The 23908-nt window shown below is 63.2% G+C and carries 26 protein-coding genes; 15 read left to right on the plus strand and 11 right to left on the minus strand.

Translation table 11 applies throughout. From position 1 onward, the window contains the following. Positions 1-204: 204 nt before the first annotated feature. From kduI to JWR51_RS03390, 3 genes are read left to right on the plus strand one after another with little or no spacing between them, the layout of a single operon-like run. On the plus strand, positions 205-1047 hold the full coding sequence (gene kduI / locus JWR51_RS03380; RefSeq protein ID WP_299743657.1) for a 5-dehydro-4-deoxy-D-glucuronate isomerase: 843 nt from the start codon (positions 205-207) through the stop codon (positions 1045-1047). Further along, a complete protein-coding gene (gene kduD, locus JWR51_RS03385) occupies positions 1044-1802 on the plus strand; it encodes a 2-dehydro-3-deoxy-D-gluconate 5-dehydrogenase KduD (RefSeq protein WP_299743839.1) in 759 nt (252 codons plus the stop codon). The genes kduI and kduD overlap by 4 nt, the downstream gene beginning before the upstream one ends. A 2-nt stretch (positions 1803-1804) precedes the next feature. After that, on the plus strand, positions 1805-2134 hold the full coding sequence (locus tag JWR51_RS03390) for a cupin domain-containing protein (RefSeq protein WP_299743660.1): 330 nt from the start codon (positions 1805-1807) through the stop codon (positions 2132-2134). Positions 2135-2267: 133 nt separating this feature from the next. On the opposite strand, the gene JWR51_RS03395 is transcribed toward JWR51_RS03390, so the two are convergent. After that, positions 2268-2888, minus strand: coding sequence for a hypothetical protein (locus JWR51_RS03395; protein WP_299743662.1), 621 nt, complete (start codon positions 2886-2888; stop codon positions 2268-2270). A 76-nt stretch (positions 2889-2964) separates the two neighbouring features. On the opposite strand from JWR51_RS03395, the gene JWR51_RS03400 reads away from it, so the two are divergent. The 5 genes from JWR51_RS03400 to JWR51_RS03420 all read left to right on the plus strand — a co-directional run bounded on the left by JWR51_RS03400 (position 2965) and on the right by JWR51_RS03420 (position 9445). Next, positions 2965-3579, plus strand: coding sequence for a trimeric intracellular cation channel family protein (locus JWR51_RS03400; protein ID WP_299743665.1), 615 nt, complete (start codon positions 2965-2967; stop codon positions 3577-3579). Beyond that, the gene (locus JWR51_RS03405) at positions 3576-3935 is read left to right on the plus strand and encodes a DUF4326 domain-containing protein (protein ID WP_299743668.1); all 360 of its coding nucleotides are present in this window, start codon (positions 3576-3578) and stop codon (positions 3933-3935) included. Before JWR51_RS03400 ends, JWR51_RS03405 begins: the two co-directional genes overlap by 4 nt. 60 nt (positions 3936-3995) lie before the next feature. Next, positions 3996-5207 carry a mannonate dehydratase gene (uxuA, locus tag JWR51_RS03410; protein ID WP_299743670.1) on the plus strand — a complete coding sequence of 404 codons (1212 nt, stop codon included), beginning with the start codon at positions 3996-3998 and terminating at the stop codon, positions 5205-5207. Positions 5208-5459: 252 nt separating this feature from the next. Then, the gene (locus JWR51_RS03415) at positions 5460-6956 is read left to right on the plus strand and encodes an ATP-binding protein (RefSeq protein WP_299743672.1); all 1497 of its coding nucleotides are present in this window, start codon (positions 5460-5462) and stop codon (positions 6954-6956) included. A 104-nt stretch (positions 6957-7060) separates the two neighbouring features. Continuing rightward, the gene (locus tag JWR51_RS03420) at positions 7061-9445 is read left to right on the plus strand and encodes a bifunctional diguanylate cyclase/phosphodiesterase (RefSeq protein WP_299743674.1); all 2385 of its coding nucleotides are present in this window, start codon (positions 7061-7063) and stop codon (positions 9443-9445) included. 194 nt (positions 9446-9639) lie between these two features. Here JWR51_RS03420 and JWR51_RS03425 read toward each other — a convergent pair whose 3' ends face one another. From JWR51_RS03425 to JWR51_RS03450, 6 genes are all read right to left on the minus strand, one after another. Then, positions 9640-10782, minus strand: a complete 1143-nt coding sequence (locus tag JWR51_RS03425) for a M14 family metallopeptidase (RefSeq protein ID WP_299743676.1) — start codon at positions 10780-10782, stop codon at positions 9640-9642. Positions 10783-10790: 8 nt separating this feature from the next. Further along, the gene (locus tag JWR51_RS03430; protein ID WP_299743679.1) at positions 10791-11081 is read right to left on the minus strand and encodes an MTH1187 family thiamine-binding protein; all 291 of its coding nucleotides are present in this window, start codon (positions 11079-11081) and stop codon (positions 10791-10793) included. 7 nt (positions 11082-11088) lie between these two features. Beyond that, entirely contained in the window at positions 11089-11823 is a 735-nt protein-coding gene (locus JWR51_RS03435; protein ID WP_299743682.1) for an ABC transporter permease subunit, read from the minus strand. Continuing rightward, entirely contained in the window at positions 11823-12671 is an 849-nt protein-coding gene (locus JWR51_RS03440) for an ABC transporter permease subunit (protein WP_299743685.1), read from the minus strand. The genes JWR51_RS03435 and JWR51_RS03440 overlap by 1 nt, the downstream gene beginning before the upstream one ends. A gap of 229 nt (positions 12672-12900) precedes the next feature. Then, entirely contained in the window at positions 12901-13647 is a 747-nt protein-coding gene (locus JWR51_RS03445; protein WP_299743688.1) for a transporter substrate-binding domain-containing protein, read from the minus strand. 90 nt (positions 13648-13737) lie between these two features. Further along, positions 13738-14535 (minus strand): amino acid ABC transporter ATP-binding protein, encoded by a 798-nt coding sequence (locus JWR51_RS03450; protein ID WP_299743691.1) that lies wholly within the window; start codon positions 14533-14535, stop codon positions 13738-13740. Between the two features lie 152 nt (positions 14536-14687). Between JWR51_RS03450 and JWR51_RS03455 the strand changes: the two genes are divergently transcribed. Then, positions 14688-15473 (plus strand): YdcF family protein, encoded by a 786-nt coding sequence (locus JWR51_RS03455; protein WP_299743693.1) that lies wholly within the window; start codon positions 14688-14690, stop codon positions 15471-15473. Here JWR51_RS03455 and JWR51_RS03460 read toward each other — a convergent pair. The 3 genes from JWR51_RS03460 to JWR51_RS03470 form a co-directional block, all read right to left on the minus strand. Continuing rightward, on the minus strand, positions 15470-16444 hold the full coding sequence (locus tag JWR51_RS03460; RefSeq protein WP_299743696.1) for a PAS domain-containing sensor histidine kinase: 975 nt from the start codon (positions 16442-16444) through the stop codon (positions 15470-15472). The genes JWR51_RS03455 and JWR51_RS03460 overlap by 4 nt on opposite strands. Positions 16445-16557: 113 nt before the next feature. Then, entirely contained in the window at positions 16558-16722 is a 165-nt protein-coding gene (locus JWR51_RS03465; RefSeq protein ID WP_299743699.1) for a DUF1328 domain-containing protein, read from the minus strand. 126 nt (positions 16723-16848) lie between these two features. Then, complete coding sequence (locus JWR51_RS03470) at positions 16849-17643, minus strand: response regulator (protein WP_299743702.1); 795 nt, start codon at positions 17641-17643, stop codon at positions 16849-16851. A 147-nt stretch (positions 17644-17790) separates the two neighbouring features. Between JWR51_RS03470 and JWR51_RS03475 the strand changes: the two genes are divergently transcribed. Both JWR51_RS03475 and JWR51_RS03480 read left to right on the plus strand, forming a co-directional pair. Then, positions 17791-18012 carry a NepR family anti-sigma factor gene (locus JWR51_RS03475; RefSeq protein ID WP_299743704.1) on the plus strand — a complete coding sequence of 74 codons (222 nt, stop codon included), beginning with the start codon at positions 17791-17793 and terminating at the stop codon, positions 18010-18012. 13 nt (positions 18013-18025) lie between these two features. After that, positions 18026-18598: an RNA polymerase sigma factor gene (locus JWR51_RS03480; RefSeq protein WP_299743842.1), complete on the plus strand. Its 573-nt coding sequence runs from the start codon at positions 18026-18028 to the stop codon at positions 18596-18598. A 2-nt stretch (positions 18599-18600) separates the two neighbouring features. Here JWR51_RS03480 and JWR51_RS03485 read toward each other — a convergent pair whose 3' ends face one another. Next, positions 18601-18963 carry a hypothetical protein gene (locus JWR51_RS03485; protein WP_299743707.1) on the minus strand — a complete coding sequence of 121 codons (363 nt, stop codon included), beginning with the start codon at positions 18961-18963 and terminating at the stop codon, positions 18601-18603. A gap of 104 nt (positions 18964-19067) precedes the next feature. Here JWR51_RS03485 and JWR51_RS03490 point away from each other — a divergent pair, with 104 nt between their 5' ends. The 4 genes from JWR51_RS03490 (at position 19068) to JWR51_RS03505 (ending at position 23907) form a co-directional block, all read left to right on the plus strand. Further along, complete coding sequence (locus JWR51_RS03490) at positions 19068-19823, plus strand: Crp/Fnr family transcriptional regulator (RefSeq protein ID WP_299743709.1); 756 nt, start codon at positions 19068-19070, stop codon at positions 19821-19823. 94 nt (positions 19824-19917) lie between these two features. Next, positions 19918-21339, plus strand: coding sequence for a CHASE3 domain-containing protein (locus tag JWR51_RS03495; protein WP_299743711.1), 1422 nt, complete (start codon positions 19918-19920; stop codon positions 21337-21339). Between the two features lie 16 nt (positions 21340-21355). Continuing rightward, complete coding sequence (locus JWR51_RS03500) at positions 21356-22282, plus strand: diacylglycerol kinase family protein (protein ID WP_299743713.1); 927 nt, start codon at positions 21356-21358, stop codon at positions 22280-22282. Positions 22283-22386: 104 nt separating this feature from the next. Then, positions 22387-23907, plus strand: coding sequence for an HWE histidine kinase domain-containing protein (locus JWR51_RS03505; RefSeq protein ID WP_299743715.1), 1521 nt, complete (start codon positions 22387-22389; stop codon positions 23905-23907). The last annotated feature ends 1 nt before the right edge of the window (position 23908 follow it).

The following is a 23908-nucleotide window of genomic DNA, read 5'->3' on the forward strand; positions in this document are numbered from 1 at the left end:
ACCCCCCCTGAAGGCCAATCCACGGTGCTGCCCGCGGACTTGATCCGCGGGTCGCTTTCCACTCGGCACAAGCGGCGAGAGGCCCGCGGGTCAAGCCCGCGGGAAGGCCGGTGGGTGGGATGGGTGAGAGTTTCTTGCGCCCTCCGTCTTCCATACCAGATGGCCGCAGGCTAGAAGGGCGGGGCACGCGCTGAGGAGCTCCGCATGACCACCGATTTCGAAATCCGCTTTGCCATCGACCCGGTCAGCGCCGCGACGATGAATACCGACGAGCTGCGCGAGCACTTTTTGATCGAGGAATTGTTCACGCTGGGTGGGGTGAACTGGACCTATTCGCACTATGACCGGCTGGCCATCGGCGGGGCGACGCCCGGTGGCACCGCGCTGGCGCTGGAGGCGATCAAGCCGACTGGGACGGCCAATTTTCTGGATCGGCGGGAGCTGATCGCGGTCAACATCGGTGGGGCCGGGAGCATCAGCGTCGATGGCGCGAGCCATAAGCTGGCGGCGCGGGATATGCTTTATGTGGGAATGGGCGCCAAGGCGGTGAGCTTTGCTTCGGACGATGCGGACGAGCCGGCCAAGTTTTACCTGATCAGCGCGCCGGCGCATGCGAGCCATCCGAGCAAACTCATCAAGATCGACGATGCCAAGCGGGTCGATCTGGGGAGCCAGGCGACGAGCAATGAACGCTCGATCTTCCAGTTTATCCATCCTGAAGGCGCCAAGACCTGCCAATTGGTGGTTGGGATGACGACGCTGGCGGCGGGATCGGTGTGGAACACCATGCCGAGCCATTATCACGACCGGCGCAGCGAGGCGTATCTGTACTTCGATCTCGCCGATGACGCGCGGGTGGTGCACCTGATGGGCGAATATGACGAGACGCGGCACCTGATGGTCAAGAACGAGGAGGCGGTTTTGTCGCCGTCCTGGTCGATCCATTCGGGGGTGGGGACCGCAAGCTATACCTTCATCTGGGCGATGGCGGGCGACAATGTCGACTATACCGACGTTGACAAGGTGGCGATGGAAGAACTGCGCTGATGGATTTGTCGGCGTTCAGCCTTGAGGGCAAGGCGGTTCTGGTGACGGGCGCCAATACCGGGATCGGGCAAGGGATTGCGGTGTCGATCGGTCGGGCCGGTGGACGGGTGATCGGCGTTGGACGCTCATCGCTGGATGAGACGGCGGGATTGATGGCGGCGATTGGCGCGGAGTTCGTGCCGGTGAGCGCGGACCTGTCGAGCGGCGCGCCGGAAATGTTCGAACGGGCCTGGGAGGCGCATGGGCCGATCGATGGGCTGGTGAATAATGCCGGTATCATCAAGCGCGTCGACGCGGTGGATTTCACCGAGGCCGATTGGGACGAGGTGATGGACGTCAATCTCAAGGCGATGTTCTTTTTGTGCCAGGCGTTTGGACGCAAAGTTCTGGCCGCAGGGCGGGCGGGGAAGATCGTCAATATCGCCTCGATGCTGAGCTTTCAGGGCGGCATTCGGGTCGCGAGTTATACGGCGTCCAAGCACGGTGTTTTGGGCGTTACGCGGCTGTTGGCCAATGAGTGGGCGGCGCGCGGGATCAATGTGAACGCCATCGCGCCCGGCTATATCGAGAGCAATAATACCACGGCGCTGCGCGCGGATGCCGATCGGTCGGCAGGGATTTTGGCACGAATACCGGCGGGGCGCTGGGGCGAGCCGAGCGATATCGGCGACGCGGCGGTATTCCTGCTGTCGCGGGCGGCGGGATATATGCACGGCGCTGTGGTGCCGGTGGACGGGGGCTGGTTGGCGAGGTGAGCATGGACAAGGTTTTTGCGCAGGCGGGTGATGCGGCCTGGATCGAAGTGGCGACGGGAAATCGGCGGCGAGTGCTGATCCACACGCCGGAGCTGATGCAGGTGGAGTTCGGGTTCGAGGCGGGTGCGGTGGGGGCGCTGCATAGCCATCCGCATGTGCAGGTGAGCTATGTTGCCGAGGGGAGCTTTGAGGTGACCATTGACGGGGTGACCCAGGTTGTGGGGACCGGGGGGAGTTTCATTGTCCCCAGCGGGTTGGTGCATGGAGTGAAGGCGCTGGAGGCGGGGCGGTTGGTGGATGTGTTTACGCCGGCGCGGGCGGATTTTCTTTAGCTAGAATGCGATCTACCCAAACCACCGCCCTTCCCGCGGACTTGATCCGCGGGCCTTTGGCCGCTTGTGCCGTGTTGAGAGGGGCCCGCGGATCAAGTCCGCGGGAGGGACAGTGGGTGGGGAGTCTTGAGGCTTACCCAATTTCATCCAGCATCGCGGCGTAAGCCTGCTCATGCTTCCCCGCCCAGTTCGCCTTCCCCGGCTCCGTCAATCTCCCACGCCTCGGCGGGATGAAACTGTAAATCCCCCGTATCGGCTCTTCCCGCCATTGCAGGTTGAAAGCCGCGAATTTGGGGAAGAATTCCATATCGGAATAAGGCAAGTGGTCGTGGACCCACCAGGCCATGGCTTCCCAATCGCCGGTGCGTTCGTAGTAGGGGATGAAGCGGTTGACGATGATGCAGGCGGTGGCGCCCATGCGGTCGGCGGCGTCGCGACGGTCCCAGATGTGGCCGGCAAAATTGCCTTCGTTGCTGCCGCAGTTCAGCCTGTTGATATTGCCGAAATGGTTGACCTCGGGCGAGCGATAGGCCGAGCGCACCGAGAGCCGGCCGAAGCGGGCTTGTAGCGGTTCGAGCAGGGTTTCGCAGAGCACTTTGCCGGCGGCGATGGCGAGATCGGGATCGTCGGGGAGGTTCTGGAAGCCGTTGATGATGGCGATTTCGGAATAGAGAAAATCGCGCATGAAGAAGTTTTCCGACAGGCGGACGCGGCCGAAGGTTTCAAGGGCCTTGACGCTCTGGGGTTTTCGCATGACCAACTCCTAAGACGTCGAACTCTCCATTGGTAACGGAGCGGCGGCAACCCGGTTTCCACGCCAAGGATAGTTCATGCTCACCGTGATTTTCTATGTCGCCATTACCGTCGAAGCGATGACGGCGGCGCTGGCTGCCGGGCGGCGCAAGATGGATTGGTTCGGGGTCTGCGTGCTGGCCTGCGTGACGGCGCTCGGAGGTGGCTCGGCGCGCGATATCATCCTCGGGCATTACCCGCTGAGCTGGGTGGAAAATCCCTACCTGCTGCTGATCAGTTGCGGGGCGGCGTTGCTGACCATTGCCATTGCGCGGGTGGTCGACCGGCTGCGCTGGCCGTTCCTGCTACTGGATGCGCTGGGCCTTGTGGTGTTTTCCATTATCGGCTGCAATGTGGGCATGGCGATGGGCGTGCATCCGATGATCGTCATCGTGGCGGGCATGCTGACGGGGATCACCGGCGGGATTTTGCGCGATGTACTGTGCAACGACGTTCCACTCGTGTTCAGTGGCGAGCTCTACGCCACGTGCTCGGCGGTGACGGGCGCGATCTATTACTTTGGCTTGCAGTGGGGCGGGCATGCGGATGTGATGATCGTGGTGGCCGGCGCGATCGGGTTTACCATGCGGGTGCTGGCGATCTTCTTCAAATGGGAGATGCCGAAATTCGTCTATGACAAGGATTTGCGATGAAACCACAGCGGCTGGTTCTGTCGAGAAAGGCCGGGTTCGACCTGCAGGGCAGTTCATTGGCGCTCAATGGATTACCGGCACAGAGCGTGGCTCGGCCGGGCAAGTGGGGCAACCCGTTCACCATTGCCGAGGTGATGGCGGAACTGGGCGTGGGCAAGGGCGCGGCCCAGGCGGAGGCCGTCAGGCGCTATGGGCGCTGGGTGAACGGGACGCTCGATCCGGAATTGTCGCCGGGACCACCGCCGGAGCTGGCGGTCATCAAGGCGGAACTGGCGGGGCGGAACCTGGCCTGCTGGTGCAAGGCGGGCACACCGTGCCATGCCGATAGGCTGATCGCGCTGGCAAACGGCGAATAGCGCTTTATCGGCGCAGGCCGGTGTGGCAAAGCACTACCATACAAGAATGGAGTCTTTGTCGTGCGACAGACGTGGCGGTGGTTCGGGCCAGCCGATATTACCTCGATCGACGATATCACCCAGGTCGGCGCCGTGGGCGTGGTCAGCGCGCTGCACCATGTGCCCAACGGGGTGGTGTGGAGCCCCGAGGAGATCGCCAAGCGGCATCGTGAAATCGGTACGCGCAAGGACGGCACGGCATCGGGGCTGACCTGGGACGTGGTGGAAAGCCTGCCCGTCACCGAGGACATGAAGAAGCAGAAGGGCGAGTGGCGCGCCCATATCGAGAACTACAAGATTTCAATGCGCAACCTGCGCGACAGCGGCGTCGAAGTGATCTGCTACAATTTCATGCCGGTGCTGGACTGGACCCGCACCGACTTGCGCTGGAACCTGCCAAACGGCGGCTCCTGCATGCGCTTCGACATCAATGATTTCGCCGCCTTCGATATCCATATCCTGGACCGGCCCGGCGCAGGCGCCGACTATACCAATGCCATCGCAGATGAGGCCGCGCGGCGGTTTGGGGCGCTGGACGAGGCGGGCAAGAAGGCCCTGGCGCGCAATGTGACCATGGGGCTGCCCGGATCGACTGAGTCGATGAGCCTCGACGACGTGCGGCAGCATTTGAGCGAATACGATCGTATTTCGGCCGAGCGGCTGCGGGCCAATTTCGTGGATTTCCTTGAGGCGGTAGTGCCGACGGCAGAAGACCTCGGGGTGCGGCTGTGCTGCCATCCGGATGATCCGCCGTTCGCACTGCTGGGACTGCCGCGGGTGATGTCGACGGAAGCTGATTACAAGTCCATGCTGGACGCGGTGGACAACCCCGCCAACGGGATGACGCTGTGCTCGGGCTCGCTGGGCGCGCGGCCGGATAACGATCTGCCGGGAATAATGGAGCGGCTGGGCGACAAGGTGCACTTCCTGCACCTGCGCAACGTCAAGCGCGACAACAGCGATATGGTGGGCTCGTTCTACGAGGCTGAGCATTTGGGCGGCGATACCGACATGGTGGCGCTGATCGCGGCGATCGTGCGCGAGGAGAAAAAGCGCAAGGCGGCGGGGCGGGCGGATCACATCATCCCGATGCGGCCGGACCATGGGCAGGATATTCTGGACGATCTCGGCCGGCGCTCGCAGCCTGGTTATCCGACCATCGGACGGATGAAGGGGCTGGCGGAACTGCGCGGCGTGATGGCGGCGCTGGAGCATGGGGTATTGGGGGTTTAGGGGCATCGCAACCCCTCACCCAGATCATTCTGCTGAACGCAGAATGATCTGTCCCTCTCCCGCAAGGGGAGAGGGGTAACGACTGAGGAGACTCGGTTCTTTCCCTTCTCCCCCTGCGGGAGAAGGTGCCCGAAGGGCGGATGAGGGGCGGTTTTCACCGCAATCCCCAGTCACTTCACTCTGCAACCAATCCTTTACGAGTTCTAAAAGGGTTGGGGCCAATGTCGCGCCGAGCGGGTAGCGAGACGGCTTATGGGAGCATTGGCGAAATTTCGGGCGCTGCCGAAGCTGCTGCCGTGGGCCCATGCGCTGCTGGCGCTGGCGAGCGTGGTCAATCTGGGTTTCGCGGTGGTGTATGGCGGCGTCGGTTCGCGGTGGCTCGTGCTGTCGGTGGTGGGCGCTGGTGTCTGCGTGATCGTGATGGTGGGCCATTATGTGCGCATGGCCAGGCGCCAGGCCGAGCTGATCGAGGAGATCGAGCGGCAGCAGGACAGGGCGAACAAGCTGGCGGCAGCGAGGGACGAAGCCGAGCGGGCCAATGGGGCCAAGTCGGAATTCCTGGCCAAGATGAGCCATGAACTGCGCACGCCGCTCAATGCGGTGCTTGGCTATTCGGAAATGCTGTTGCAGGACGCTGAACTGGACGGGCACGGTCAGCAGATTGCCGACCTGCAGCGGATCAGCGCGGCGGGCAAGCAGCTGCTGGCGATGGCCAATGACATCCTGGACATTTCCCGGATCGAGACCGGCAAGATGGCGCTGCACCTGGCCGATGTCGACCTCAACACGCTGATCGACCAGCTGGAGGCGACGGCGCGGCCGCTGGCGGCGCAAAATGCCAATGTGCTGGTGGTCGAGCGCGGGGCCAGTCTGGGCACGGTCCACTTGGACGCAGGCAAGCTGCGGCAGGCGATTTTCAACCTGCTGTCGAATGCGACCAAATTCACCCGGAACGGCAGGGTGACGCTGTCGGTGCGGCGCGAGGGCGACGGGATCGAGGTGGCGGTGGCCGATACCGGCATCGGGATCTCACGCGAGCAGCAGCGCGTGCTGTTTTCCAGGTTCACCAGAATGGGCGCGAGCCATGGTGGCGCCGGGCTGGGGCTGGCGCTGAGCCAGAACCTGTGCCGGCTGATGGGTGGTGGTATTTCGGTCGAGAGTGAATTGGGCAAAGGCAGCCGCTTTGTCATCCGCCTGCCGATCAGGGTCGCGCAGGCGACGCCGGAGGAAACACTGCCGGCCGTGATGCATCGGGGCCCGAGCGCGGACGAGCAGGCATTCCTCGACGAAATCGATGCGGAGACCAGCGTGCCCAGCGTGGCGTTGGCCGATGCGGTCGTCATCGACGATACGCGCGAGCGGCTGCTGGTGGTCGATGACGATCGCAATTTCCTGGAACTGGCCGAGCGGCTGTTCCTCAAGGAGGGCTATGTGCCGATCTGCACCGATGCGCCGCAATCGGCGCTGCAGATTGCGCGGACGGTGAGGCCGACGGCGATTTTCCTCGATATCCTGATGCCGGGTTTCGATGGCTGGGACGTGCTGGCGGCGCTGAAATCGGACCCTGCGACGGCGGCGATCCCGGTCTTCATGATCTCGATACTGTCGGAACGCACCAGGGCCCTGGCTGCAGGCGCCGATGGGGTGGTGATGAAGCCGCTCGACGCGGCCCGGGTGAAGGCGGCGATCACGGGTCTGAAGGCGGCACGCGGCGGCGGTGGGAAGCGATCCGAAATTAACAGGCGTTAACTGCGATTGTTGTAAGGCTGGCAAGAAGTCCCGATCATTGTGCATACGCAATATTAAACGCTGTGCGGCATGGTCTTGTCATGAGTGTCCCAGGACTGTCAGTCATGCTTGGCCTGATTTCGTCGGTCAACGGAATGATCGATCGGCTGATTGGCGCGGATAAACTGGCGGTTCCAGTCCGCAACAAGCTGTTGCGGCAACAATTGCGCTCGGTGGGCCAGACGACGCCGGCGCTGCTGGCGGGATCACTGGTGGTCAGCGCCATCTTCCTGATACTGACTTGGGGCACGGCGCGGTTTGCGCCGCTGCTGGCGTGCCTTTTGGCGCTCAACCTGATCTATGGTGCGGCCACGGTGATGGCGCGCCGATCAGCGCCGCCGACCACTTTGGGGTTTCCGCTCGCCGCTGTCATCAAGGCCATCTGCTTTGCCATCGCGCTGGGCGGGCTATGGGGCGCGACGCTCAACATCTTGCCGGTCGGGGACAGCGCGCTGGTGCGCAGCGCTGCCACGATCGGCGTCGGCGGGCTGATGTGCATCTCGATGATGGCGATGGTCAATTATCCGCAGGCTTTCATCGCCTTCACGCTGCCGCTGCTGGTGGGGGCATTCTGGTCGGTGGCGGGATTGCACAGCGTGCCCGACCTGTGGGTGCAGGTGCCGCTGCTGGCGGGCTTTTCGATCATCATGATGGCGATTGCGTTTCGCCATGCGCGCTCGTTCATCGATCATCGCGTATCCGAAGGCCAGGTGCAGGAAAAGCGCCAGATCATCGGGCTGCTACTGCGCGAATTCGAACAGAATACTTCGGACTGGATCTGGGGCTTTGACGAGAGCGGGCGGATCAACCGGATTTCGGGCGGCTTCACGGCGGCCACCGGGGTGACCGAGGAGGCGCTGCTGGGCGCCGATTTCGTGCATTTCCTGGCCTGCATCACCCCGCCTGAGGACCCGCTGATGGCGCAGGTCGAGTTCGACGTGGCGGACCGGCAGACGTTCCAGGATGTCGAATTGCGGGTGACGGCGGGCGGGCAGGAATGCTGGTGGAACCTGACTGGCAAACCGGCCTTCGACGATAGCGGCGTCTATCTCGGCTATATCGGCACCGGCTCGGACGTGAGCGAGCGCAAGATCGCCGAGCGGCGCATCACCAAGCTGGCGCATCACGACCCGATGACGGGGCTGCTCAACCGCACCAAGTTTACCGAACAGCTCAACCAGGCGGTCGCAAGGCTGGAGCGTTATGGCGCGCCGTTTTCGGTGCTGTATCTGGATCTGGACCAGTTCAAATCGGTCAACGATACACGCGGCCACATGATCGGCGACAAGCTTTTGGTGCAGGTGGCCCGACGCGTGCAGCGGTCGGTACGCGATACGGATGTGGTGGCGCGGCTGGGCGGCGACGAATTCGCCATCATCCTGCCCAACGACGCGATGGCCGAGAACGTCGCCACGGTCGCGGCGCGGCTGCTGGAGGACGTCAAGAAACCCTATGATATCGACGGTGAGTTCGTCTCGATCGGGGTCAGCATCGGCATCGCGCTTGCGCCGATAAACGGCACGCGTCCCGACGAGATTTTGCGTAACGCCGACCTGGCGCTGTATCGCGCCAAGGCGGACGGGCGCAGCGTGTTCCGGTTTTTCGAGAGCCAGATGGACAGCGAGGCGCGCGAGCGGCGCCTGCTGGAGGTGGAACTGCGCGACGCCATCGGCAATAATGAATTGGTGCTGCATTACCAGCCGTTGGTATCGGCCGTGGATGGCCAGCCGACCGGATTCGAGGCGCTGGTGCGCTGGAACCACCCGATCCGCGGACTGGTGCAACCGGCCGAATTCATTCCGATCGCCGAGCAATCCAACCTGATCGTCGAGGTCGGCGACTGGACCATTCTGCAGGCCTGCATGGCGGCCGCGACCTGGCCCGATCACCTGACGGTGGCGGTCAACCTGTCGGCCAAGCATTTTCGGCGCTCGGACATCGCGCTGGTGGTCGAGCGGGCGCTGTCGCTATCGGGCATCGCGCCGGAGCGGCTGGAGATTGAGATTACCGAGGGGCTGTTGATGGAGAGCCTCGACGAAGTGACCGAGAAGCTCGCGGAAATCCGCGCGCTCGGCGTCACCATCGCCATGGACGATTTCGGCACGGGCTATTCCAGCCTGAGCTATCTGCTGAAGTTCCCGTTCGACAAGATCAAGATCGACCGTTCGTTCGTCGAGGCATCCAGCACCGATCCGGTGGCGCGCGATATTCTCAAGGCGATCGCGTCGCTGGGCAAGACGCTCAAGCTCAAGATTACCGCCGAGGGCGTGGAGACCAGGGAGCAGGCTGAGTTCCTCAGTGGGATAGCTTGTCATCAGTTGCAGGGGTTCTATTTCGCCCGGCCCCTGGATGCGATCGAGTTGCCGCACTATCTGCTGACCACGGTGCCGACGCGGGCGCGGCTGGTGAAGGCGGAGGCGGAGGCGGTTTTGACACAGTTGGCGGGGTAGGGCCGGTCCGGCTGGTCGCTTGGGCTAACCCCACCCACCGGCCTTCCCGCGGACTTGATCCGCGGGCCTTTTTCAACACGGTGTGAGCGGAGAGTGGCCCGCGGATCAAGTCCGCGGGAAGGACAGTGAGTGGGGAGAGGACCTACTTCTCCCTCCCTCTTGTGGGTGGGGAACCACCTCTCACCGGTCTGACATTAGTCTTCCAGCAAATATCCACCCGTCCTTGTGGGCAACGGCTCCGTCCCCACAATCTTGGCAATCGAACTCCCGCGCTTCACGTACTTTGCGGAGGCGCGGGACAGGATGAAGCCGTCGGTGCCGGCCAAAATCGGGCGGCGGGAGAGGAAGGCTTCGGGGCCGTCCATGGCGATGAGATCGGCGACGGGTTGGCCCTTGGTGACCCGGTCACCCAAGGCGACGTGGTAGGCGAGGAGGCCCGGCGCATCGACGCGCAGGACTTCGGTGGCTTCGAAGGGAACTGGCGCTGGGGCAGGCTTTGGGCGCGGGCCGGGATCGGCGGCGATCAGGCCGCGGTCGGCGAAGAAATTGAACAGGGCCTGCGCGTCGGCATGGCCGATGGCATCGAACACATCGGCCTGGCCGCGATATTCCAGGGTGGCGGTTTCCGAGGCCATGGAGATGGGAAAACCGGGATTGGCGCGCTGAGCCTTGCGGTAGAGCAGGGGCAGGACCTCATCGAAAGAGCCGCCGCCGCTGTCTTCGGCGGTGAGGGTGGCCTCGGAGCCGAACCAGTCGGCGAGATCCTGCAGGCCGGGCATCAGTTCGGGCGAGGTGAAAATGTGTTTGAGGCTGTCGTCGTCGCAATGCAGGTCGAGCACGATGTCGGCGTCGTGGGCGGACTGCAGGGTGATGAGGCGAAGCTGCTGAGCGGCCGAAGTGGGGCGCTGGGTGGCGATGAAGGCGGCGACTGCCGCGCGGATAAGCCTGGTATTGGTGGCGGCGTCGCTGGTCAGTTTGCCCGCAATGGCATCGGCGATGGCGGGATAGAGATCGGGCCAGCGGCGGTTGTAGTTGAGGCCGGTCTGGGTGTCGTAGCGGCCGATATGGTGGCGCAGCGAGCCATTGGCGAGGCCGAGCGGATTGACCGAGGGGAAAGCCACGAAACGCGCCTTGAGCTGGCCGGCCGCATCGGCATCGCGCAGCATGGGCAGCAGGTGATGCAAGGCCATGGTGCCGGGCTGCTCATCGGCATGGAGCGCGGCTTGCAGGTGAACCTTGATGGCCGCGTCGGCAGGGCCGGCGGTGTAGCTATAGAGCGTGGTGGCCGTCCCGGGGGCGTCGCCGATGAGGGTGGTCTGGTGCTGCGTGAAGGTCATGACGGTCTCTAATCGGCGATGGCGGCGAGTTTGTCGGCCATGGTCTGGGGCTTGTCGGTGCGGGTCGAGAACACCAGGGTGCAGAACACGCGTTCGACGCCAAGCTCGGTCAGCCGGGCGCAGCAGGCTTCCACCACGGCGGTGACCGCCGCCATTTCGCCTTCGATATTGGTGCCATTGGCGTGCATGACATGGACGAGGCCGGAGGCCTCAATGATATCGCGCACGTCGCGGATGTAACGCGATACCGATGGCCCGACGCCCATCGGGACGATGCACAGATCGGCGATGATCTTCATGATGGGGCTACCTGATCCATTTGGGGGCGAAGCGCATGCGCGGCTGCACGGGCATGTGACGCATCAGGCGTTTGTAGACCAGGCCGAAGAGGAAAAACACCACCAGCGACACGGCGAGGAAATACAGCGCCGCGACCGAGAAATGCAGGAACGTGTTGTAGTCCTTTTCGAAGCGCGACTTTGCGGTGACCAGCAGGTCCATCTGGTTGTCGATGACCGGCAGGGCGAAATAGACGATGGCGGTGGCGTGGAACAGGAACACCACTTCATTGGTGTAGGCGGGCCAGGCCAGGCGGATCATGTTGGGCCAGGTAACTGAGCGGAACTGCTGCCAGCGGCTCATGCCATAGGCGCGGGCGGCTTCGGTTTCGCCGCGCGGCACCGCGCGCAGGGCGCCGTAGAAGATTTCGGCCGAATAGGCGGCGGTGTTGAGGATCAGCACGACGGGGCCGATGAAGAGCGGGTGCAGCACCCAGCCGGATACGCCCCAAGGCTTCCACAGGCTGATATTGAGCGACAGTGCCAGCGAATAGAACATGAAGAACTGGATGAACAAAGGCGAGCCACGGAAGGCATAGATATAGGCGCGCGACAGGCGCGAAATCCACGGATTGGGCGAGCCTTTACCCAGCGCGAACAGCACCGCCAGCACGAAGCCGACGGGAATCGAGGCGGCGGCAAAATAGATGTTGAAGAGCGCGGCGGGGGCGAAGGCGGCCAGTTCGTTGAGGAAAATGTCCATCAGCGGCGGCTCTCGTCCAAAATGCCACGGCCGGCCCAGCGCATCAACACGTTGAAGCCCTTTTCGGAAACCAGCGTCACGAGGATGTAGAACACGAACAGCACCAGGTAATAGCGCCAGCGCCAGTCGTCATGCACCAGGCCCACGCTTTTGAGGAAATTGGGGGCGCCGAGGCGATCGGCCCAGAGCACGATATCGGCGATCTGCAGCAGCGACAGCAGCGAGGTCGCCTTGATGATCAGCATCCACACATTCGAGAGGCCGGGCAGGGCATAGACCCACATCTGGCGGATATGGATGCGCCACAGCACCTGGCTGGCACTCATGCCATAGGCGCGGGCGGCTTCGAGCTGGCCCTTGGGCACCGCGCGCAGGGCGCCGTGGATCACGTTGGTGGCAAAGGCGCCGTAGATGATGCCGAGGGAAACGCTTGCCATCACCAGATATTCGGGGGTGCTGAGCAGCCAGTTGGCTTCTTTGCAGGGGGGCCACGCGGCGGATTGGGCGGCGAGGGTTTCGGGGGTGCAGACCTGGCTGGCCATGACCCATTCGACGCTCTGCTCGAAGGCCAGCGGGAAGAAGATGAAGAACAGCACATCGGGCACGCCGCGCACGATCGAGGCATAGATAGTGCCGATCAGCCGCGCGGGGGGAAAGGTGGAGTTCTTGAGGGTAGCGCCGAGGAGGCCGAACGTCACTGCGAGGAGGCTGCCGAAAACGGCGGCGAAGACGGTGAACTGCAGGCTCGCATACCAGGTCAGGTGCTTGCCATTGGTCAGATAGCCCAGCCAGAAGAGCACGTCGTCGCCGAGGCCGTCGCGCATCCATTGGGGCAGGAAATCGAACATTGGGCGTGGGGTCTCGGTGTGGTGATATTCGGGCTTGAGGTCGAAGCTAGCAATTTCGTGAGTGGATAGAACCCCTCACCCGGCTTACCCCGCTGAACGCGGAGCAAGCCACCCTCTCCCGCAAGGGGGCGAGGGTGGGTTTCGAGTTTATCTCATCCACCGAGCCACCTTCTCCCCTTGGGGGAGAAGGTGCCCGTAGGGCGGATGAGGGGTGGGATGGGGCCACAGCTTACTTCTTGTAGAACGGGCCGGCGCCGTCGAACCACTTGGCGATCAGGGTATCGACGGTGCCGTCGGCCTTCAGCGCGGTCAGGGCTTCGTTGATCTTGCCCTTGAGCTCGCCTTCGTCCTTGCGCAGAGCGGGGGCGACACCGCCGCCGATTTCCACGGGCTCGCCGACGAACTCGACTTGGCCGGTGGCCACGATGGGTTCGAGATAGGCGCCATCGGCCAGGATGATGTCGAGATTGCCGGCGGCCAGATCGGCCATGGCCTGGTCGGCAGTACCGAAGGCGACGACGGTGTTGTCAGCGGCGAAATGCTCCTGCGCGTAGCCTTCCTGGATGGTACCGCCCTGGGCACCGACGCGCTTGCCCTTGAGGGCCGCAAAGTCGATGCCTGCGTTGGGGAGGGCGACGAAGCGCGATGGATCGACGGGCTTGTACTCATCGGCGAAATCGACGGTCTGCTTGCGCTCGTCGGTGACCGACATGCCGGCCATGATCACGTCATAGTTGCCCGCGACCAGGTTCGGAATGATCGAATCCCACTCATTGGTCAGGATTTCGCAGGTGAAGCCGGCCTTGGCGCAGATGGCATTGGCCAGGTCAATTTCGTAGCCGGCCGGCTTGCCGGCGTCGTCGAGGAAATTCCACGGCGCATAGGCGCCTTCGGTGGCGATGCGCACGGTATCCTGGGCCTGGGCGACGCCGGACAGGGCCAGAATGGCCGCTGCGGCGAGGAGGATCTTCTTCATTATGTGGTTCTCCGTTGAATGACTTTTCTTATGGTCGCCCGTTGACCGGGCTTGTCGCCAAGGCTGAGCCGCAGTGATCGCGTGGGCAAGTCACTCGTGGTTGGCAGCATTGAGGAACTGTTTGAGGCGCGGCGAGCGCGTGGCGCCGAATACCTGATCGGGGGTGCCTTCCTCTTCGATCAGGCCCTGATGCAGGAAAATGACCCGATCGGACACAGAGCGGGCGAATTCCATATCGTGGGTGACCAGCACCATGGTGCGGCCTTCATCGGCCAGGATCTTGATGACGCGCAGCACTTCGACTTCCAGCTCAGGATCGAGCGCGGAGGTGGGCTCATCGAACAGCATGACGCGCGGATTGATGCAGAGGGCACGGGCGATGGCGGCGCGCTGCTGCTGTCCGCCCGAGAGCTGGGCCGGATAGGCGCCGGCCTTTTCCCGAATGCCGACCTTGGCCAGCATGGCCAGAGCCTCGGCCTCGACTTCGGGGCGGGGGCGCTTCTGCACCACCAAGGGTGCTTCCATGACGTTTTCGAGGATGGTCATGTGCGCCCAGAGGTTGAATGACTGGAACACCATGCCGAGCTCGGAGCGGATGCGGTGGATCTGGCGCTCGTCGCCGATGCGTCTGTCATGGCCCTTGCCGCGCAGCCGGATTTCTTCGCCGTCGATGGCGACGGTTCCCTGGTTGGGCACTTCGAGCATGTTGATGCAGCGCAGCAGGGTGGACTTGCCGGAGCCGGACGAGCCGATCAGCGCGACGACTTCGCCTTCGCGGGCGTCAAAGGAAATGCCCTTGAGCACTTCGAGCTCGCCGAAGGATTTATGCAGGTCGCGGATGGACACGACATTGGGCTTGCTCGCCGTTTCCGGCGCCGATTGCGTCATACTCAAAGTCTGCCTGTCGCCATTCCTGATGGGGATTGCTCATTTTTTCGGCTGGCAATCGTTCCCGCTCCAAGAAAAGCAAAAGCGGGGGAGATAGCAAGCACCAAATGCATGATAGAGAAACCGCGCTGTGGGTTAGCTATGGATGAGCCATGTTCCTGATCGTCGCCAAAATATTCTGGACCGTGGCGCAGCCTCTGGCGGCGTCGCTGTTGCTGATCGTGTTGGGCCTGCTGCTAGCGATCCGATTCCGCAAGTCCGGTGTCATTGTCGCGGTGCTCGGCGTGCTGGTGCTGGCGGTGTCGAGCTTCACGACGACCGGGGCCTTGCTCATCCGGCCGCTGGAAGAGCGGTTCGAGCGTCCGGCTTGGCCGGAACATGTCGGCGCCATCATCCTGCTGGGTGGGGCCACGAACGGGCCGATCAGCGCGGCGCGGCAGATCAGCGAGTTTAATCTGGCGGGAGACCGCTTTGCCGAGACTCTGCGGCTGGCGCAGCTTTATCCCGAGGCCAAGATCGTCATCAGTGGCGGCATGGCGGTGCTGATGGATGGCGGTGAGCCCGAGGCGGAGACGGCGCAGCGGTTTTTCCTTGGCATGGGTATCCCGCAGGATCGGCAGGTGCTGGAGAACCAGGCGCGCAATACCGAGGAAAATGCCGAATTCAGCAAGAGCCTGCTGGCGGGGATCGAGGGCCCCAAGCTGTTGGTCACGTCGGCGTTTCATATGCCGCGTTCGATGGGGCTGTTCCGCAAAGCGGGGATTGAGGTTCTGTCCTGGCCAACCGATTATCGCAGTAGCGGGTTGGAGGGATTTGGCGTGGACGTCACCAATCCGGTGGACAATCTGATGACCACGACAACCGCAATTCGCGAATGGGTCGGGCTGGCTGTGTATGACTGGACGGGAAAAATCGACGAGATTTTTCCCGGGCCCTAAGGCTCGAACTGATCGGACGGCACGGCCAGCCGGTAGCGCACCTTGTCATCGTCGATCTCGAAATGGGCACTGCCGCCGACAGAGAGGGGCACGATGCGTTCGAGCACCATGGTGCCGAAGCGGGGCGCCTGGCGGACTTGCTGGGTGTCGATGCCGGTTTCCTGCCATTCGATGATCAACTGTTCGGGCAGGCCGGCGGCTTTTTCGATCTGCGCGTTGACCCAGACATGGCCAGCCTGTTCCTCGGCCAGCGCGCCGTGGATGACGGCATTGGCGGCCAGTTCATGGATGGCCAGGCCAATGTGCAGGCTGGCATTGGGGCCGAGCAGGGGGTTGTCGCCGGTAATGCGGGTGTCCTTGAGCACGGCGGGACTAACGCGGGCGAGTTGGGACATGACCAGGGTCTGGAAATGGGTGCCGCGCCAATTGCTCTCGGTGACCAGGTCCTGCGTGCTGGAGAGGGCGTGAAGGCGCCCGCGGAACTTGTCGAGGAAGTCCTTGATGTCTCCGCTATGATGGGCGGTCTGCATGGCGACGGACTGCACGATGGCCAAGAGGTTCTTGGAGCGGTGGCTGACTTCGCGCAGCAGCGTCGTGACCGCGACCTCGCGATTGCGCTCGTCGGTAATGTCGAACAGGGTGATGACCACGCCGGGGGTATCGGGGCTGAAGCGGGCTTCGAAACGGCGGCGGCGCGTCGGCTCGGGCAGTTCGAAATCGATGATCTGCTCAAGGCCGGTGGCCACGCATTGCCGGCGGGCGCTGGTGATGTGATCGGCCAGCAGGGGCGGCAGGATTTCGGCATCGGTCTTGCCGATGATATCGGCGGGCCAGGCCAGCGGCAGGTTTTCCGCCAGATCGTAACGCCCCTCGGCATCCTGATGCAGGATGGCAACGCCCCGGGCGCGCAGGCCGATCGACAATGCGCGGAGCCGACTGGGTGGTGGATTATCGGCCGATAGCTGGGGCATGGTCCAGAACCTCGACTAAAACAGGCTGGACGCTGGAAAGAAAAGCGGCTCGCCGGGAGGCGAAGCCGCTCATGGCGTAAGAGGTCAGGATATCGGCCTGAGCATGGCTAACCTTAGACACGCCGGACAAAGCCGATGATCAGCGAGATGACGAGGAAGGCCAGGAACAGGAAGAACAGGATTTGCGCGATGCCGGCCGACGCGCCAGCAATGCCGCCAAACCCGAGAACGCCGGCGATCAGCGCGATCACCAGAAAGACAAGCGCGTAGTACAGCATTTGTGTCTCCTACCGTACGCTTCAAGTGTGGGAGAACAACGGGCGGCGCTAGCGGGCGGTTCCGAGGGGCAATGAAAAAGGCCGGGGAAATCCCGGCCTTCTGCAAAACGTGATCGTGCGGGTCTCTTAGGCCGCGGTGCGCGAGCCTTCATCGAAGAACAGCGCCTGGCTGATCAGAGCCTTGACCATGTCCGGATTGAACGGCTTGGTGACGAGGAATGTGGGCTCGGGGCGTTCACCAGTCAGCAGCCGCTCGGGGAAGGCGGTGATGAAAATGACCGGCACCGAATGGTGGTTGAGGATGTCGTTGACCGCATCGATGCCCGAGCTGCCATCGGCGAGCTGGATATCGGCCAGGATCATGCGCGGCTGGGTCTGGTTGAACAGGTTGACGGCTTCCTTGTGGGTGCGGGCAACGCTCACCACCTTATGGCCGAGGCTTTCGACAAGCTGCTCGATGTCCATGGCGATCAAGGGTTCGTCCTCGATGATCATGATCTCGGTCGCAACTTGGCGCGAGATTTCCACGGACGCTTCATCGAGCAGGGAGCCGAATTCCTTGTCGGATACCGACAGGATTTCAGCGGCCTGAGGGTGGGTGAAACCCTCGACGGCGACCAGGAGGAAAGCCTGGCGCGGACGGGCGGCGAGGTTGGCCAAATTGGCGGCGGCCCGCTTTTCCCACGCATAGGACGAGGTGGGTTCGGGCACGCGCACGGCTGACGAGGAAAACAGCGCCGAGAATAGCTTATAGAGCGCGATGCGATCGTTGCTCGCTTCGGGGAAGAGCGAAATATCGGCGATCAGCGCTTCGAGGGTGGCGGCCACATAGGCATCGCCGGACGTTTGCGAGCCAGTGGTGGCCCGCGAGAACCGCCGCAAATACGGCAGGTGCGGAGCGATCCGCGTTGACAAAGTCATGTAAACTAACTCCCCAGTGACGCTATGCGAAACCGATTAACGATAGGACAGGGCGAAAGTTCCACTCTGCGAGGGAACTTTTTTGCGGCGGGCGCATTTCCAGCTTGAATGCGGGCAAATCAAAACACATCTGGCGGTTTTCACGGTATGATAAAGGAAGACATTGTGTCCCAGCAGCGTACGCGGGTGCAGGCGGGGCGGGCGGACGACGGCTTGGGTCCCAATACGGATATCGGCTCGCGGCTGCGTGCACTCTACGGCTCGGTTCAGGACGAGGGCGTGCCCGAGCAATTGCTCGATCTCCTCGAAAAACTCGATAGCGCCGAGCAGGCGCAGAAATCCAAAGACGCAACTCGTGGCGGGGAATAGCGCCATGACAGAGATGACGCGCGTCGAAAAAATCGCCGCCGAACCAACTTCGTTCAAGCGAGAGATGCTGTCCACACTGCCCAGCCTGCGCGCCTTCGCGGTATCGCTGACGGGTAAGCATGACAAGGCCGATGATCTGGTGCAGGACACCGTAATGAAGGCCTGGGCCAAGCAGACCAGCTTCGAGATGGGCACCAATATCAAGGCCTGGCTGTTCACCATCCTGCGCAACGAATTCTATAGCCAGATGCGCAAGCGTGGCCGTGAAGTGCAGGATAGCGACGGGGCGTTCACCGAGCGGCTGTCGGTGCATCCGCCGCAATACGGTTCGATGGATCTGCAGGACTTCAAGAAGGCGCTGGCCCAGTTGCCCGACGACCAGCGCGAAGCGGTGATCCTGATCGGGGCTTCGGGGTTCTCCTATGAAGAGGCTGCCGAAATCTGCGATTGTGCCGTCGGTACGATGAAAAGCCGGGTGAGCCGGGCACGCACGCGGTTGCAGGATATCCTCAAGGTCAGCGGTGAAGCCGATTACGGCCCCGATGCCGTGGCGACGCAGGTGACGACCCACAATCACTCATTCTGAGATCAGCTGGCGAGCGCCTGCTTCAGGGCGCTCGCCAAGTCTTCCTCCAGGAACGGCTTCATGACCACGGGCGCGGCGGGAAAGTCGGAATGGCCGCGGCGCAGCGTGGTGTCGGCGGTCAGCAGGACCAGTTTGATGCCGGCATCTTTCAGCCCGCGCAGCAAGGCGGCATCGTCACAATGCTGGTGACGGACCTCGACCAAAGCCAGGCTGAAACTGGGCCAGCGGTCGATGGCGCCGAGCGCCTCGGCGGGGTTGCGCGCAAACACGGTCTGGGTGGCGCCAAATGCCTCCAGACAGCGCTGGATATCCAGCGCGATCAGGAATTCGCTCTCGACGATGAGGACCGTTTGGCCAGTAAGCATGAAAGATTCCGCGCCAATGTTGAACCGTCTCATGCGCCTCAAGGGCGTGAACTGTCATTTAAGTATGACATGACCGTACGCTTTTACGCGGTCGAGGTCAGAGCGTGAGCATAGTGCTGCCCAGCCCCGGCCGCCGCGTGCCGTGCGAAGAGTGCCCGCTGCGCGCCATGCCGCATTTCCGGGCGTTCGAGCCGGCCGAACTCAAGTTCATCTCATCGTTCAAGGCCGGGGAATTGCAAGCCGAGACCGGCACGACGCTGCTGGCCGAAGGTGCGCATAGCGCACATATGTACACGCTGCTGTCGGGCTGGGCGTTCCGCTACAAGACCCTGCCGGACGGGCGGCGGCAGATTCTCAACTACATGCTGCCAGGCGACCTGCTCGGATTGCAGGGGTCGATCATCGGGGAGATGGAGCACTCGGTGGAGGCGCTATCGCCGGTGGTGCTGTGCGTCTTCCAGCGTGACCGGCTCGACGAATTGTTCCGCAACCATCCGGGGCTGGGCTTCGATATCACTTGGCTGGCCTCGCGCGAGGAGCGCATGCTGGACGATCACCTGCTGAGCCTGGGGCGGCGCACGGCGATGGAACGGGCGGCCTATCTGATCGCGTTCCTGCATCAGCGGGCGGCGGCGGTGGGGCTGGATGGCAGCCGGACGCTGCACATTCCGATCAGCCAATCGCATGTCGCCGATACCCTCGGGCTGTCGATCGTTCATACCAACAAGACGCTGCGCAAGCTGGCGGACCGCAAGCTGATCCGCTGGCATGATCGCGCCTGCGAAGTGCTTGACGTGGACGGGCTGATGCAGATCGCCGAATGGGACGGCCTGCCCGAGCGCAAGCGGCCGCTGATTTGAAATCACTGGCCTCAAAACGGCCATTGGCACCGGCTACACGGCAGCTATGCTTGGGCCACGAGACGGCAAAGTTGGGGCGCAACGGGCGGAGCGCATGAGCACGACGACCAGTTCAGCACAGCCGGCAGTCAGGCCCGTTCGTAAGGCTGGGCAGCACTTTGCCACGCTTGTGTCGCTGGCCCTGGTGGTGGTAGCGGGCCTGTCAGCGCTGTTCCTGGTGCAGGGCGTCGATAGCCAGATGAACGACGTGCTGCGCAGCTACGAGGTTCGCAACCAGGCGCGCGAATTGACTATTGCGCTCAGCGAAGCCGAGAGCAATCAGCGTGGTTACCTGCTGACCGGCAACGAAGACTATCTGGAGCCCTACGAGCGGGCGTCGTCCACCATCGACACAAGGGTGGCGGCGCTGATCGAGGTCACCAAGTCCAATCCGGCGCAAAGCGAGCGGGTGAAGTCCATTGTCGGCCAGATCAACATCAAGACAGCCGAAATGGCGCGTACGGTGGAGTTGTATTCGACGCAGCGCCGGCAGCAGGCGCAGAACCTGACCGATAGCGGCCTGGGCGCGCGGATGATGGAGGAAGTGCGCGGCACCCTGGAGCAGTTCATAACCGAAGAGAACGCCAATCTGCTGCAGCGCAACGAAGACATGGAAGGCTCGCGCCGCTGGCTGGTCGCCGCGATCCTGGCGGCGCTGGCGGGTGCGGCGATCCTGGGGGTATCGCTGCTCGGCCGCACGCGGCAGGACATCAATATGTTGTCGCGCAACCAAAGCGAATTGCGCAGCCAGAATGAAACGCTGGAGGCGCGGGTGCGTGAGCGGACCCAGGCGCTGGAAGAGGCCACGACCCATGCCGAGCGCGAGCGCGAACGGGTCGAGGCGCTGTTGCAGGACACCAATCACCGCATCGGCAATTCTCTGGCGACGGTGTCGTCGCTGCTGGGGCTGCAACTGATGCGCTCGAAATCGGGCGAGGTGCGCGAAGCGCTGGAGGCGGCGCGGGGGCGCGTGCACGCCATCGCGTCATCGCATCGCCGGCTGCGGCTGGGGGGTGATCTCGAAACCACCGACGCGCAGGAATTCCTCAACGCGGTGCTGGACGATCTCAAGGGCACCACGACCGACGCAGGCGCGATTGAGCTGGTCGGCGAGGTCGAGCCGATCGTCATCAATGCGCGCGACGCCACCACGATCGGTATCGTGGTTGGGGAACTGGTGACCAATGCCTATAAGCACGCTTTCCCCAACGGACGGCGAGGCCGGATCGTGGTCAAGCTGTTCCGGAACGGCGCCGGCGTGCCGACACTGGCGGTGGAAGATGATGGGCAGGGCATGGCCGAGGGGATCGAAGCGGGCGATGGCGGGCTGGGATCGGTGATCATCAAGCAGTTGGCGCAACAGTTTGGTGGCGTGCCGGTTTACGAAGGCGGCGCCACAGGCGGCTTGACGGTAACGGTGCCGCTGCCCAATCTCGAAGGCGCCGGCAAGCCAGCTTCCGAGACGCCATCAGCCTGACTTGGAGACCTGCCCATTGCGCTTTGTAGCCATCCTCAACCGCGATGGCGGCACGCTCCGGACCATGGACCTCGACGCATTCTGCGTGCAAGCCAAGGCGATTTCCCAGCAGCATGGGCACGAACTGGATTGCCGCCTGGTCAAGGGCAAGCAGGTGGAGGCCGCTTTGCGCGCCGCCGCGCAAAGCGAGGGTATCGACGCGCTGCTGGCCGGGGGCGGCGACGGCACGATTTCATCGGCGGCCGGGATTGCGTTTGCATCGGGCGTGCCCCTTGGCGTGCTGCCGGCGGGCACGATGAACCTGTTCGCGCGGGCGCTCGGCATGCCGCTGACGCTGCCCGAGGCACTGGAGGCGATTGCGAGTGGCGAAATCGGCGCGGTGGATATTGCCAGCGCCAATGACCGGCCGTTCGTGCACCAGTTCGGCGTCGGCGTGCATGCGCGGCTGGTGCGTATTCGCGAGAACATGAGCTATGGCAGCCGCATCGGCAAAATGCTGGCGAGCCTACGGGCGATCGCCGCCGCCGCGATCAATCCGCCCGAATTCACCGCGGAAATCCGCACCGAGCATGGCGTCGAGACGCGCCGGGTGGCGGGCATCGCGGTCAGCAATAATCCGCTGGGCAGTGGGCGCGTGCTGCATGCCGACCGGCTCGACGGGGCGGTGCTCGGTGTCTATGTGGCAGCGCCACTCTCCACGCCGGCGCTGCTGAAACTGGCGATCGATCTGTTTCTCGGCACCTGGCGGGAAAGCCCGGTGGTGTCGGAAGAAGAGGTGGCTGAAGTGACGCTGCATTTCCCCAATCGCAAGCGCGGAGCCATGGCGGTGATCGACGGTGAACTGATCCGGCTCGACCGCTCGGTGACGCTCAAGGTGCATCCGCAGGCGCTCAAGGTGGTGCTGCCCAAGGCAGCGGCTTCCACGGCCGATGCCAGCGAATAAATGTAAAATGTTTGCAACCTTGTCGTCTGGTCCGCGTTTGCGCGTATGGCGATGGTGTTTTGTGAGTCTCCAGCCGGGTGGGCGCGTTAGCTTCAGGACGACAAGTGATTGATCAGATAACCCCCCTTTCGGACGATGTCCGCAAGGTTGTGGATGACCCCGCGCGGCGCGACGTGCTCGCAGCGCTGGAGGTGATGGATTCCGAGCCCGATCCGGATTTTGATCGTCTGACCCGCATTGCGGCGCGTCTGTTTGGCACTGAATTTGCCCAGGTGACGCTGGTAGACGTAGACCGGCAGTGGTTCCGCTCCTGCTTTGGCGTGGATGGCCTGACCGAGACGGTGACCGAGGTTTCGTTCTGTGCCCACACTATCGCGGCAGTGGATCGCGATCATCTGGTCGTGCTCGACATGACCCAGGACGAGCGCTTCAAGAGCAATCCCTTCGTGACCGGATGGCCGGGCGTGCGGTTTTATGCCGGGGCGCCCGTGACGGTGCGGGGGCAGCGTATCGGCACGCTCTGCGTGTTGGGCACCAAGACGCGGGAAAGCGTCGATCCCGATTTGATCACGCAATTGATCGACATGGCGGAAGTGGCGGCGACGCTGTTCTCGCTCAAGGACGAGGCGCGGGTGCGGGCGCGCACGGCCGCGGCGCTGATCAAGGAAGAATGGCGCCACGCGTTGACGTTGGAGGCCGGCAAGGTCGGTAGCTGGGTGTGGGATATTCGTACCGGGGCAGTGTCGTGCAACGACACCTTCCGGCGCATGTACGAACTGCCCGAGGTCGGCTCGATCCATGTCGAGCAGATCCTGGATGCACATGATCCGCGCGACCGTCCGCTGGTGGAAGAGGGCATTGCGGCCAGTTTCGCCGACGGGCTGGATTACAATGCCGAGGCGCGGGTGGGCAAGAACGGCCGCTGGCTGACCATGCGCGGCCGGGTTTATCAGCGCGATGCCGAGGGCAAGCCGCTCATCATGATGGGCGCGAGTCTCGATATTTCCGAGAGCAAGCAGAGCGCCGAACAGACGCGGCTGCTGCTGCGCGAACTTAACCACCGGGTCAAGAACACGCTGGCGATGATCCAGTCGGTGGCGCGCCAGACCATCAAGAAAAATCCCGATCCCGAGCGGTTCATCGAAGCATTTTCGGGCCGGCTGCGGACGATTTCGGATGCGCATGTGCTGCTGGCCGACCGCGACTGGTCGGGGGTGCAGCTTTATGAAGTCCTGAGCTCGCAACTGGGCGAAAACTTCATCCGCGAGCCGGACCGGGCCGAGGTGAGCGGTGAGGATGTGACCCTTCCGGCCGATCATGCACTGGGGCTGGGGCTAATCCTGCACGAACTGACCACCAATGCGCATCGCTATGGTGCGTGGTCGGGCATCACCGGCGTTGTCGCCATCGATTGGGAAGTGCTCAGTGCGCCGGTGCGTGGGCTGTCCATTCATTGGCGCGAAACCGGCGGTCCGCAGGTGACTACCCCCAGCGAAGCGGGCCTGGGCGTGCGGCTGATCGAACGGAGCCTCGCCAAGGTGCTGGATAGCGAGGTCAAGCTGCGCTTCGAGCCGCAAGGTGTTGCCGCGGATATCTGGATGCCACTGCCGTTGTATGAGGGGTGAG

The sequence above is a fragment of the Devosia sp. genome (assembly GCF_028290625.1).
GTDB lineage: Bacteria > Pseudomonadota > Alphaproteobacteria > Rhizobiales > Devosiaceae > Devosia.

Coding starts and splice junctions, on each gene's coding strand:
- JWR51_RS03405 (WP_299743668.1), top strand. CDS start 3,576: ATGAAACCACAGCGGCTGGTTCTGTCGAGAAAGGCCGGGTTCGACCTG.
- JWR51_RS03470 (WP_299743702.1), bottom strand. CDS start 17,643: ATGACTTTGTCAACGCGGATCGCTCCGCACCTGCCGTATTTGCGGCGG.
- JWR51_RS03475 (WP_299743704.1), top strand. CDS start 17,791: ATGATAAAGGAAGACATTGTGTCCCAGCAGCGTACGCGGGTGCAGGCG.
- JWR51_RS03495 (WP_299743711.1), top strand. CDS start 19,918: ATGAGCACGACGACCAGTTCAGCACAGCCGGCAGTCAGGCCCGTTCGT.
- JWR51_RS03395 (WP_299743662.1), bottom strand. CDS start 2,888: ATGCGAAAACCCCAGAGCGTCAAGGCCCTTGAAACCTTCGGCCGCGTC.
- kduI (WP_299743657.1), top strand. CDS start 205: ATGACCACCGATTTCGAAATCCGCTTTGCCATCGACCCGGTCAGCGCC.
- JWR51_RS03455 (WP_299743693.1), top strand. CDS start 14,688: ATGTTCCTGATCGTCGCCAAAATATTCTGGACCGTGGCGCAGCCTCTG.
- JWR51_RS03420 (WP_299743674.1), top strand. CDS start 7,061: ATGCTTGGCCTGATTTCGTCGGTCAACGGAATGATCGATCGGCTGATT.
- JWR51_RS03445 (WP_299743688.1), bottom strand. CDS start 13,647: ATGAAGAAGATCCTCCTCGCCGCAGCGGCCATTCTGGCCCTGTCCGGC.
- JWR51_RS03485 (WP_299743707.1), bottom strand. CDS start 18,963: ATGCTTACTGGCCAAACGGTCCTCATCGTCGAGAGCGAATTCCTGATC.
- JWR51_RS03465 (WP_299743699.1), bottom strand. CDS start 16,722: ATGCTGTACTACGCGCTTGTCTTTCTGGTGATCGCGCTGATCGCCGGC.
- JWR51_RS03425 (WP_299743676.1), bottom strand. CDS start 10,782: ATGACCTTCACGCAGCACCAGACCACCCTCATCGGCGACGCCCCCGGG.
- JWR51_RS03435 (WP_299743682.1), bottom strand. CDS start 11,823: ATGGACATTTTCCTCAACGAACTGGCCGCCTTCGCCCCCGCCGCGCTC.
- JWR51_RS03440 (WP_299743685.1), bottom strand. CDS start 12,671: ATGTTCGATTTCCTGCCCCAATGGATGCGCGACGGCCTCGGCGACGAC.
- JWR51_RS03430 (WP_299743679.1), bottom strand. CDS start 11,081: ATGAAGATCATCGCCGATCTGTGCATCGTCCCGATGGGCGTCGGGCCA.
- JWR51_RS03450 (WP_299743691.1), bottom strand. CDS start 14,535: ATGACGCAATCGGCGCCGGAAACGGCGAGCAAGCCCAATGTCGTGTCC.
- JWR51_RS03460 (WP_299743696.1), bottom strand. CDS start 16,444: ATGCCCCAGCTATCGGCCGATAATCCACCACCCAGTCGGCTCCGCGCA.
- JWR51_RS03415 (WP_299743672.1), top strand. CDS start 5,460: ATGGGAGCATTGGCGAAATTTCGGGCGCTGCCGAAGCTGCTGCCGTGG.
- JWR51_RS03390 (WP_299743660.1), top strand. CDS start 1,805: ATGGACAAGGTTTTTGCGCAGGCGGGTGATGCGGCCTGGATCGAAGTG.
- JWR51_RS03400 (WP_299743665.1), top strand. CDS start 2,965: ATGCTCACCGTGATTTTCTATGTCGCCATTACCGTCGAAGCGATGACG.
- JWR51_RS03480 (WP_299743842.1), top strand. CDS start 18,026: ATGACGCGCGTCGAAAAAATCGCCGCCGAACCAACTTCGTTCAAGCGA.